Origin of the sequence: Pseudoalteromonas sp. Isolate6 (assembly GCF_022398435.1) — a bacterium.
Taxonomy (GTDB): Bacteria; Pseudomonadota; Gammaproteobacteria; order Enterobacterales; family Alteromonadaceae; genus Pseudoalteromonas; species Pseudoalteromonas galatheae.
Genome location: NZ_JAKEVK010000152.1, coordinates 1 through 11337 on the forward strand (window position 1 = coordinate 1; position 11337 = coordinate 11337).

The 11337-nt window shown below is 41.4% G+C and carries 9 protein-coding genes; 2 read left to right on the forward strand and 7 right to left on the reverse strand.

Annotation, left to right across the window (positions count from 1 at the left end; translation table 11 throughout):
* Positions 1 to 370: 370 nt before the first annotated feature.
* The 4 genes from L1D50_RS16985 to L1D50_RS17000 all read right to left on the reverse strand — a co-directional run bounded on the left by L1D50_RS16985 (position 371) and on the right by L1D50_RS17000 (position 4112).
* Positions 371 to 1600, reverse strand: coding sequence for a lipoprotein-releasing ABC transporter permease subunit (locus tag L1D50_RS16985; protein WP_239966460.1), 1230 nt, complete (start codon positions 1598 to 1600; stop codon positions 371 to 373).
* Positions 1593 to 2282, reverse strand: a complete 690-nt coding sequence (gene lolD / locus L1D50_RS16990) for a lipoprotein-releasing ABC transporter ATP-binding protein LolD (RefSeq protein WP_239966461.1) — start codon at positions 2280 to 2282, stop codon at positions 1593 to 1595. Before lolD ends, L1D50_RS16985 begins: the two co-directional genes overlap by 8 nt.
* Positions 2275 to 3474 (reverse strand): lipoprotein-releasing ABC transporter permease subunit, encoded by a 1200-nt coding sequence (locus L1D50_RS16995; RefSeq protein ID WP_239966462.1) that lies wholly within the window; start codon positions 3472 to 3474, stop codon positions 2275 to 2277. Before L1D50_RS16995 ends, lolD begins: the two co-directional genes overlap by 8 nt.
* Before the next feature lie 158 nt (positions 3475 to 3632).
* On the reverse strand, positions 3633 to 4112 hold the full coding sequence (locus tag L1D50_RS17000; RefSeq protein ID WP_239966463.1) for an Lrp/AsnC family transcriptional regulator: 480 nt from the start codon (positions 4110 to 4112) through the stop codon (positions 3633 to 3635).
* A gap of 212 nt (positions 4113 to 4324) precedes the next feature.
* On the opposite strand from L1D50_RS17000, the gene L1D50_RS17005 reads away from it, so the two are divergent.
* Positions 4325 to 5134, forward strand: a complete 810-nt coding sequence (locus L1D50_RS17005) for a DMT family transporter (protein ID WP_239966464.1) — start codon at positions 4325 to 4327, stop codon at positions 5132 to 5134.
* 339 nt (positions 5135 to 5473) lie between these two features.
* On the opposite strand, the gene L1D50_RS17010 is transcribed toward L1D50_RS17005, so the two are convergent.
* Together L1D50_RS17010 and L1D50_RS17015 are read right to left on the reverse strand one after the other, a co-directional pair.
* On the reverse strand, positions 5474 to 5788 hold the full coding sequence (locus L1D50_RS17010; protein WP_010604891.1) for a hypothetical protein: 315 nt from the start codon (positions 5786 to 5788) through the stop codon (positions 5474 to 5476).
* A 172-nt stretch (positions 5789 to 5960) separates the two neighbouring features.
* Positions 5961 to 7265 carry a hemolysin family protein gene (locus tag L1D50_RS17015; protein ID WP_128726037.1) on the reverse strand — a complete coding sequence of 435 codons (1305 nt, stop codon included), beginning with the start codon at positions 7263 to 7265 and terminating at the stop codon, positions 5961 to 5963.
* Between the two features lie 162 nt (positions 7266 to 7427).
* Between L1D50_RS17015 and L1D50_RS17020 the strand changes: the two genes are divergently transcribed.
* Entirely contained in the window at positions 7428 to 8039 is a 612-nt protein-coding gene (locus L1D50_RS17020) for a hypothetical protein (RefSeq protein WP_128726036.1), read from the forward strand.
* 46 nt (positions 8040 to 8085) lie between these two features.
* Here L1D50_RS17020 and L1D50_RS17025 read toward each other — a convergent pair whose 3' ends face one another.
* A complete protein-coding gene (locus L1D50_RS17025) occupies positions 8086 to 10326 on the reverse strand; it encodes a CocE/NonD family hydrolase (RefSeq protein WP_239966465.1) in 2241 nt (746 codons plus the stop codon).
* Positions 10327 to 11337: the final 1011 nt, after the last annotated feature.

The window sequence follows — 11337 nt, forward strand, 5'->3', positions numbered from 1 at the left end:
GTCATAGAGTGTCGGCCTAAAGGCCGACCTACGGTTTTAGATGTTACCCATTTCCCAGTACTTTGGCAGGATCCGTTTTGGTGGCTTGCCAAGCAGGATATAAGCTTGCGACGACTGCCATAACAAAAGTCGCTGGAGCTTGAAAATTTAGTCGCAGAGAATGAAGGTAATGAGCGCAATATGCAGATCTTAAAAGCCCTTTATCATTACGCTCAAAGTTTGTAATTAGCGGGTTTTCGGTCTTAGAGTGTCGACCTAAAGGCCAACCTACGGTGCGTGTGTCATGGAAAATGAGATAAGACCATGCAATGATGAATGGGCGTATCGGCCCATAGATGTCGGCCTAAAGGCCGACCTACGGTTTTAGGTGTTACCCATTTCCCAATACTTTGGCAGGATCCGTTTTGGTGGCTTGCCAAGCGGGATATAAGCTTGCGACGACTGCCATAACAAAAGTCGTGACTAAACTGATATAAATGTCTGTCCAAATAATTTTGCTCGGTAAGTATTCAATAAAGTAGACGCCTTCAAGCGGATTGCTATCACTCATATTGATCCAAGCTTTAAAAATATCGGGAATATTAATAGCAATAAAAATGCCGATCCCAGTGCCTAACAATGCACCAATCCCTGCATACGTCACACCTTGTAACGCAAAAGTCGAAAAAATCGTACTGTCCTGTGCGCCCATGGTTTTCAAAATGGCGATATCCGCCCGCTTTTCTTTTACTTCCATCACCATAGAAGAGACGATATTAAAGCTCGCTACTGCGATGATCAGAAATACCACGAGATAGACGATAGTGCGCACCATCTGAATATCTTGATACAGTCCGCCTTGCGTTCGAAACCAAGATGATACGTACACTAAATCAGGTAATGCCCTACCCGCTGATGTCGCAATTAATTGTGCCTGAAACACATCACTCACCTTGGCACGCAAGTCCGTTACTTGATCTTCTCTAAAGTCCATCGCTTCTTGCAGTGCGTTAAGTGGCACTAAGGCTAATGTTTGGTCAAGTGGCCCGCCCATATCAATAAGCCCCACCACCGTCGCCGTTAATCGCTTTGGCGCAGCGAGTGGATTATCCGAATGTTTGTTAGCAACCAAGAGTTGGATATTATCGCCAGCCACGACGCCAAGCTTGTCAGCTATTCCTTTGCCGATGATCACTTCACCCGGTTTTAGTGCCTTTAATTCTGCGCCTTTTATAAAATCACCTATGCTCGACACCGTATGATGCCTATTTGGTGCAATCCCTTTTAACTGCGCCGCTTTTAAGGTGCCTTTGTATTGCAGCATGGCTGTTAAGTTAATTTCGGCCGTCGCACTTACGACGCCACGCTGACTCTCCAAGATCTCTACTTTTTGCTGCCACGCTTGAATAGGGTCGTAAGGTGCTTGATAACTCACTTGCGGCACCACCGACAACAGCCGCTGCTCTAATTGTTCTTCAAAACCATTAATCACAGAAAGTGCGACTATCAATACTGCCATACCCAGCATTACACCAAGCGTAGAAGCACGGGTTAAAAAACCAATAAAACCAAGCTGACGTTTAGACTCTCTAAAGCGTTTGCTTAAAAAATAACTAAGCATGCTGATACACACCTACTTTGCCATCGTCCAGTTGCACTGCACGACCAAGCTTATCTGCCAACTCTAAGTCGTGTGTTACAACAACAAAGCTGGTTTTTAGTTGCTGATTGAGTTCAGCTAGGAGGTCATAGATCCTTAGCGCATTATGCTTATCAAGATTGCCGGTTGGTTCATCAGCTAGCACCAAATCAGGTTCTGTTACTAACGCTCTCGCTATCGCAACACGCTGTCTCTCCCCCCCAGAAAGCTCTGAAGGCTTATGATCAGCACGGTGACTCAAGCCCACTTTATCGAGCATGTGTAATGCTTTTTCGCGGGCTTGCTTTGCTTTATAACCGGCAATTAATAATGGCATCGCCACGTTTTCAACCGCACTAAACTCCATCAACAAATGATGAAACTGATAGATAAAACCCAAATGCTTATTTCTAAATTCCGCCTGCTTTTTACGTGACAGCTTGCCAACTTCCACACCTTTGATTTTTACACTGCCGGTGGACGCTTTATCCAAGGTGCCTAGAATATGCAGTAAAGTACTTTTACCTGAGCCTGAGCTACCCACAATCGCAAGCATCTCCCCTTGGGTTACAGATAAATCAACGCCTTTTAATACCGTTACCTCGGCTTTACCATCTTGGTAGCTTTTGACCAAATCTTGGCAGTCAATGACTAAATCACTCATATCTTAATACCTCTGCTGGCAGCACACTCGACGCGCGTTTAGCTGGATACAAGGTTGCTAAAAAGCTTAGCAATATGCTGCCCACTGCCATAATCGTTAAATCTGTTAGTTCTATTTTGACCGGAAGTTCAGCGCCACCAAGCAACTGAAGGCCTGCGAGGTGGAGCACCTCATTAATATTGTTCGAAAGCAATAATCCACCAGCAACACCAATGAGTGTGCCAAAAACGCCGTTATACATCCCTTGCGCCATAAACACTTTAGCTATCATTTGTGGTGTAAAGCCAAGCGTTTGCAAAATAGCCACTTCCCCTTGCTTTTCACTCACCATCATAGATAGCGCTGAAATGATATTAAATACAGCCACTATCACAATAAGGCCAAGTAGTAGCGACATAATGCGCTTTTCCATTGCAACGGCTGCAAACAATGTGCCTTGCTGAGTTTGCCAATCCTGTGTCTCTAGCCCCTGCAACAAGCTGTCCGCTTGCTGATAAAAATCTGGCAGGCTAAAAGCATCATATAAATGAATGTTAAGGTCGTATTGCTCTGGTTTCTTGCGCATTAACCGCTGCAAGCTTTTCCCATCGGCAAATGCCAAATAAGTGTCAGCTTCGCTTTGGCCATCATATATCGCAGCTACGGTGAATAAACGCTGCGTCGGCGTACGGCCAAGCGGTGTGTAGGTGGTGAATTCAGGCATGATCACGCGAAGTTGTTGACCAACGCTTACGCCAAGTTTATTGGCTAAATAGCGACTCAGCGCCACTTGGTATTTTTGCTCGTACAATCGAGTTAAGCTACCTGCGCGTATGGCGTCATCTAACGCTGTTTCATACCCTTGAAATAGTCCTTGAAGTTGCACTCCCACCAAATCTTGGTTGGTTTGTAGAATTACGTCACTTGCAACATATGGTGAAACTTGCTTAACCAATGGATGATTTTCAATGGCTTGTAATTTATTTTGATCAAGTTGCTCATTTTCCTTAATTTGCACATGCGGGATCAAATCAAGCATGGCGGCTTTTAAAGTTTGCTCAAAGCCATTCATCACTGAGCTGACGGTGATCAAACTCATTAAGCCAAGGGCGATACCCGCAATTGAGAAAAATGAGATAAACGATATAAATGCATTGCCTTTAGCAGCACGGCTATATCTTAACCCAACAAAGAGGCTAACTGGTTGAAACATAATCTATCTCGTAAAAAACTGCTGCACGGATATTAACATACTCAAAACCAGATTGATGGCAGGATTGCTATAAAAAGTGTGACAAACTATAAATTTGTTGACGTTTAGGTGCGTATTGCTGATCCCGTCAAAACTTTACTGTTCGCCATACTTAGCGATTACCTTTTGCAGATCTGATATGGCACGTTTCTACGTTTGACTATTGTTGATTTCACCACCGATGTGTGGGTATCACCCAGCGTGGAGACCTTATCCAAAATTTCGTCTAGCTTAGGCATACTCTCAAAACACAACCTCACATAAAAACAATCCTCTCCCGTCACTTTGTCACATTCAATCACTTCAGGAATGTTTTGGATCATCGCTTCAAGTTGTTTTAGTTTACCGGGATGCTGACGAATACGCACAATGGCAGTCAGTGGGTAATCAAAGCTTTCTGGGTCTAATTCAATACTGTATTTACTAATTACCCCATACTCTTCCATACGTTTCATGCGCTCATTCACACTCGGTGAAGACATATTCACAGCACGAGCCATTTCAGCAACAGACACTCGGCTGTTGTTTTCTAACAGCGCTATAAGCTTGCTATCTATCGCATCAAGCGACCATTTTTCATTATTAATTAATTTTCGCATTTTTGCCTTTCATTTTTAGGAAATTAGAAAAATTAGCCTTTTATTGTCTATTAGTAATACGGCAAACCCTAAGTAATATGCAAGTATAGAATTGAATATAACAAGGTGTGAACAATGTTTGGCTCAGATAAAGAGAAAGGTTCAATAGAGATGATAATTGCTATGGTGCTATAGGATACTTTGTCGTCAGTGCACAACAATCCCATTGGAACGTGGTATTTTTACGTTGTGTTATTAGCGCGTTGTGCCTTCTTGGATACGTGCTTGTAACAAAGCAACTGACAAAAGAGGTGTTTAAAGGTCCCGTGTTTATGACCATCTTGCTCGGCGGTATTGCGCTGGTCGGAAACTGGGTGCTGTTATTCGCCTCGTTTGACTATATTCCTTTTTCAATTTCAATCATTGCATATCATCTACAACCTTTGATGTTGGTATTATTAAGCGCGGTGCTTTATCGTCAGTACCCAAGTAAAGCAATCCTTTTATGGTTGGCCATCGCCGTGGTGGGGTTATGGTTGGTTGTGGGGATCCCGTATCAAGAAATAGTCGCGGTGATTTTTGCACAAGAGAGTAACCAAGCCGTTTTTGGTCTGCTACTGGCACTTGGAGCCGCATTTCTGTATACCATTACAACGCTGATGACGAAAAAGGTAAGCCAAGTGCCATCCGGTGTGGTTGCTGCGATCCAAATCTTTTTTGGCGGTTTATTTTTGTTGCCTTGGGTCGACTTTGCACACTTCCCAGAGACTTCATCGAGCTGGGGCAATATCTTATTCTTAGGCGTCGTCAACACAGGGTTTATGTATGTGATCATGTATGATGCGTTTCAACGCTTAAGCACCACATTAATTGCTATTCTTTCTTTTATCTATCCGGTCGTGGCGCTGTTTGTAGATTTTATTGCATTCGAGCACACGATTTCGATGCTACAAACGCTTGGGATTGTTTTAATCTTAACGGCCGTCAGCGCTGTAAAGTTCGATTGGAAGTTAGGTAAGTTATTTAACCTGAGGTTTGGATAAGGAGTGTTCCAACTCATTGTTGCTAAAGCACAACTTAGTTTTTCCTTGTCTAGCCAGAGAGTTTTAGGGAAAACACCGCTTCCGCGTCCTGCTCTCGCTAAGGTACCTACATCCTGTAGGCAAGGCGAATTTACGCACCAATAGCTGGCTATTGGAAGTGAATTCAACGCAGTTAGCGCTAAAACTGGCTGCTAGAAAGGCATTAATTATCCGCAGCTCAGGTTATTTAGCACGCCAAAGCAAAAAGTCAGTTAATTTAGCTAATTTGAACTTCAAGGAAGCACCTGTGATAAAAGCAGAGTAAAGTGCAGGTACTTTGCTCTGCTGCTGTTGACTAGCTTACTGCTCTAGGTAACAAATAACCGCTGCTTGCTTAGGGTTGCTTTGTGTATCTTCAATCAGATAGCTCGCTTTTTTACTGTTTTGGCATAAACACATGTCGTAATGACTGATCATGTAAGCATTACCAACAGCATCCTCATCCGTTTTTTGGATGCTACAGGTAGGCTCTCTCCAAATTGGATCCCAGCCGCTTTGGCCAATAGCAACAATTTTAATGTTTTGTTGAGTAACGAGTGCTTTCGCCTCTTCTACTTCTTGAGCAGATACAGACAATGCGGTGAATGCAACAAGTGCGGTGATTAGCTTTTTCATTTTATTCATCCTTAAGTATTAAGTGAAGCCGCAAAGCCTAACCTAAGGCCTTACGTTCGCCGCTATTCTATTCTGAAAAAGCTATAGGTCAAGAATATAATAATTAAAGTTTCATTAACGATTAAATTTCATCCACTATAATTTCCATATATGAAACAATCAATTAGAATCATCACAAGGTTGGCTCTTTGGTAACTTCAATTTGTTTAATGGCCAAACCTTGAATTTCCATTACTTTAAACTTAAAACCGTCAACTTCTAACGACTCGCCTTCAGCAGGAAAATGCTTTAATCTGTGGATCACAAAGCCAGCTAAAGTTTCTATGGCTTCAATCGGTTCAAACTCGTACTCAACCACCGAAGTTTGAAAGTCCTTAATCGACATATCGCCCTGCACTAACCATCGGGTGTTATCCTTTTGCCGAAATTGGGCCTCTATTGCCTGGTCGTCTTTCAGTGCAATTAAATTCAAGATGCTGGATAACGTTACCATCCCAACCACAGTCGAAAACTCATTGATCACCACCGCGCAATTGCTTTCATGACTCTTAAGTCCATCCAACGCATCGGAGAGGCTTAGGGTATCAAGCAAAATTACCGGCTTATGGAATTCTTGATGTTGACCATCCAGCAACGGCTTTTTAGCCAAAATATTGCTAAGCAGCTGCTTGGCTTCAGGCGCAGCGATCACTTTGTCTAGTGAGCCATCACACAGTAAATATTGTTGAAAACTGTGCACTTGAATTAACGCACTCAGGTTTTCTTCTGATTCTTGAACGTCTAACCATACGATTGCATCGCGGTTGATCATCGCTTGGGTAATATTAGTCTGGTTAAGATCAAGCACATTGCCAATGATATTGTATTCGTGCTCGCATAGTTCACCCTGCTCAGCACTTTGATCAACCACCGCATAAATATCATCACGCGTTACCTGTTCATCACGTTCATTTGGTAAATTGAATAGCTTTATTATCCAATCGGCAAACACGTTAAAAAGCCAGATAATCGGTTTAAAAACCCAAACACTGGCAAGCATAAGATGAATAAATCGCATCGCGATGGTTTCAGGGATGACCATGGCTATTCGTTTTGGCAATAAATCAGCAAACAATACAAATAACGATGTGATCAGTAAAAATGACACCACTGTGGATATTTGCAATAATATCGAGGCATAAGCTGTAACTTCTGCATCCATAAAGCTTGCAATCCAATTTAGTAGTTGCAAAATATAAGGGGTAAAAACCGACTCACCTATCATACCCGCTACAATAGCCAAGGCATTGAGTACCACCTGCACTGCCGCAAAAAATTGATGCGCATTGGCCTGCAAGTACAATACTTTCTTGGCTCTTATGTCACCAAGATCAAATAAGGTTTGTAATTTAACTTTGCGTGCCGCTGCCAATGATATTTCACACAGCGCGAAAACTGCACTCAAGCTAATGAGTAACAACACCCAAAAAAAGTCCACAAATACACCTAAAAAAGAAAGCGAGAATTCGACGCGATGTATACGCCTATTTTATGACTTTAGCAATGTTATTCGCTTTATAATTTTGAATTTTTATTGTTTGCTACTACTTGATTGATGGTAAGGTAAGGCAATCATAAAAAAGTACGTCAAGGAAGAAAAATGACAAAACGCATAAACATACTCAAATTAGCACTCGTCTCAGCTATATTGATATTCTTTTCAGGTGGTTGTTCAACCTACCATGAAGTTACTAAAACTAGCCACTATACAGATAAGATTTCAACCTTTCTAAAAACGGAAGATGGCAAACACATTATCTTTGTAGGCAGAGATCATCACTATATACTGCGCACAGATCCCACATTGGCCAAATTACTTGGTGGTCCGTTTCAGGCATACATCTCTCTTGAAAAAAGTAACTTTCACATTAGTTCATTGCGAGGCGTGGAGGGCACTGTTGATATAAAATTAAGTCCAAGAGCACCAAGCGAAATAAGAGCTAAATCGAAAATTTATGGTTTTAAATCTGGCCGTGTTTCTGTAAAGCTGGTTGGTGACAGGTATGACAATGGCGAACTCGACTTTACGCACTTCGAAAAATTTAGTTATCCGCTCGCAATTAATTTTGATGTTGAAAAGAGTTTTTCTGAGAAAGCCTCCAAAGCGTTAACCACACCTCTTAAAGCCGCAGCAGAAGGTGTCTACATCTTACTCGCAGTTCCTGTCATCGCAATCATATGTCTCGGTGAAGAAAGGTGCTTCAAGCACTAGATGATAAAGAAGTAGTGCAACTCAATGTTGCACTACTCTGCTTATATCAACGAACAATAGGTACATTTATAAAGCTGTTTATATACCATTTCACCTCTAATGGTGTTTTAGCGTCACTAATATTTTCATCACTCACATCCTTTCCTGTCCCATAGTTAATTTGTGCATAAGGGTTTTTATTCACGTTTAACGTGACCATTAACCGACTGCCCTTGCGCAACTTTTTACTTATAAACCGAGTTCTGTTAAACGCAATAGACTCAACTTTCCCAGGAGTTAGCAAGACTCTGTTGGTAATATCTTTCGCAAAACTAGCCCTACCAAGATAATAGGATAAATGAAATAGCTGACCATCAGGCATCACCTCATAGAGCACAACGCCAACATCCATATCCCTTTTATTGATACTTGCTTTAATTTCGCCACTAAAATTACCAGAGACCTCCACACTTTCTTTGAATGGTTTACTAATAAAAGTATATCCACTCGCAATATCAGGCTTTTTACCGATAATTGGATAAGGATAGTAATCATTATTGGTTGTCGTTCTATCTGCAAAGTTTACTTCTTGAGTTAAGAATACTTTATCATCTGGTTTTTCCGAGACCAGTTCATATTTATCGTTAACTTTCTGATTACTAAGATATAAAGTTAAAGTTTCCGTGCTTAGAGCCGAGAGAGATGGTGCATGTTTCCACTTATTGGCGCCCATAACTTGATAATTTATTTTATCTTTAACTAAGTCAGGTTTGTCAGCGCCATAAAAAACATGATCCATCCACTGATAGGTCACTTCAGCAGTATCAAATTGTGCCACAGGATCTATTTTGTATCCCCGTAGTGACTCAGATTTTTTTGATGCCTGAGCACCAAAGTGATCATAAGGACCAATTAACAAATAGTGCTCTGCATTAGGTTTATACTTATAGTGATCTCTAAGGAAGTTGATAGCTGATTTTTGCCCATCATCATAATATCCTGTGATAGTTAAAACAGGTATGTTGATCTTAGAAAACTCGTCTTTGTAAGGTAGCATGTTGCGCCAATATTCATCATAACTTGGATGCATCAACCATTTTTGATACCACTTATTTGGCAAACCATCGATGCTATCTACTTGGCGATATGCTTTGCCACTTTTAAACCACTTATCGTTGAGAGATCCCCAACGCTCACGATCAGCATAAATCTCTTTATCTAGTGTTTTGTTATTTGTTGTGTAAAAAGCCCAAGCGTAATTAACCAGCAAAAATATGTTGTTTTCAACAGGTAAGCCATTCCCCGGATTGTTAGCAACATAAGGGACAATGGTTTTTAATGCAGGGTGGGTATATTTGGCAGCGGCCCATTGAGTGAAGCCATCATAACTGCCGCCAAACATACCTACTCGTCCATCAACCCAGGTCTGCTTACTCAACCAATCGATAACGGTGTTAGCATCTTGTCCGTCGTATTCATAAGGTACAGGAGTTTGTGGACTGTAGGCTTTACCTCTGGTGTAAGCAACCATGCCAACGTATCCATGCGCTGCTGACGCTCTCGCTCTACCAAGGTCTTTATTTTTATTTACGTAAATAGTGAAGTTCAGCAAAGCTGGCAATGCTTTTTTAGCCGTTTTAGAGCGAACTAAGATTGCGGAAATATGCGCCCCGTCAGGTGTCTTTATTAAAACCTTGTCGTCAATAATATAGCGTTTGCTATCATCTTCAGAAATTAAGCTAGAGATGATAGGTTGCCAAAGTTCAGCGCCTTTGGATTCTTGATAGTGCTTGATCAAGATGATCGCATCCGAGAGTGAAATGCTGCTCTGCCCTGCGTGTGTATTTAATACACTTCTTAGCGCTTCATGTGGTGTAAACCTGTCATTATGAAAATAATTGATAACTTTACTAGCGTCGACATTGTCTAGTGCAGCAAAAATATCTCTAAATGAAGCAGAAAAGGCCTGCTCCTCGGTAAGGTTAGATTGATGACTAAGGAGCTTTGCCTGTGCAACAATCCTAAGAGGAAGTTCTTCTATTTGACTATCATCGATATTTTTCTTTTTAATCTGCTTAAGTATGCTACTTGCGTCTTCGTATTGCTGTGCAGCTAACTGCAAATTGAGTAAAGTATTTAAATTGACTTTCGGTGTAGACGCAACATATGCAGCTAAGCTCGATTTCGCGAGTTCTGTTATTGCAACTCGTTGGATCTCTCCTTCATCTCTTATCTCGCTGGGTAATACAAGATTTTTTGAGTAGGCCGATACACTCAGCAACATACTCAGCAAAACGCTAATAATCACTCTCAAAACTTCACTTTCCTTTTATTTGTTAATTTTATTACCAGTTTTCTGTTGGCCCAGCTCTAGATTAAACTGGCCCTCTTAATATGTTGAAGGCCAACTGGACCATCGAAGTATTTTTCATTTTTGTCTTCAAATCCACCTGTTAGGTAACGAGCAATTACTGAAGGGCTTCTACTAGGGCCTGTTGACCTTTGCTGTTTGATTTTTGTTCTCCTGAGTGTGTTTTGATCGCGACGCTCGACTTGCCGCCTAGTAATCTAAGCAAAAGTTGAGCAACAATGAACAAAGCGCACTCATGGGAACCCAAAGGGCAGCGCTTGATTGGCATTTCTACTGTGTTGCCCCACAAGGATGTGGGGTAAGGTGACTTTGCAGGAGCACAAAGTCTTTATCGCCTAACTTACATAGAATAACTATGCTACGTAGGCTCTGCCTTGTATGAATACCAATCAAACTGCTGCAAAAACAAACTTGAAAGATCAACAAGCCCTAGTTACGGTTAAATACATTGACTCAAATCTAGGAAAACCAGCCCACTGTAAACGGGACTAATGTGCTTACAGCTAATATCCTCCAGACCTTGTCAATGCCTATCTATTACAAATGTCCTTAAGTTCAAACCGTTTTTTGGACAAACCGGATATGTGTTCAAGTATGCAATATCAAATTTAAAATAACCGATAATGTCATTAGCCGGCTCCATGAGATGCAAATGGATTGACGCTCTTTGCTCTTCTAATAAATGACTCAACGGTACCGGCATTCTGCAAGACGCATTCACTTCACTGTTTCTTCACAAATTGCAGTGAATAGCACCAAGGTCATCACGACTAAATCCTTCGTCGTGTATGAAAGTTATACCATAGCATAACATTCCTCTCCGTTCCCAATAAAGCAACGGATGATTTAACAGCAATCACAAGCAAATTAAACGTAGGATATGTACAGCGCGTGGAAATTCCCCTTGCATATTTTGACTATAAGCGTTGACGAACACCAATTAAATAT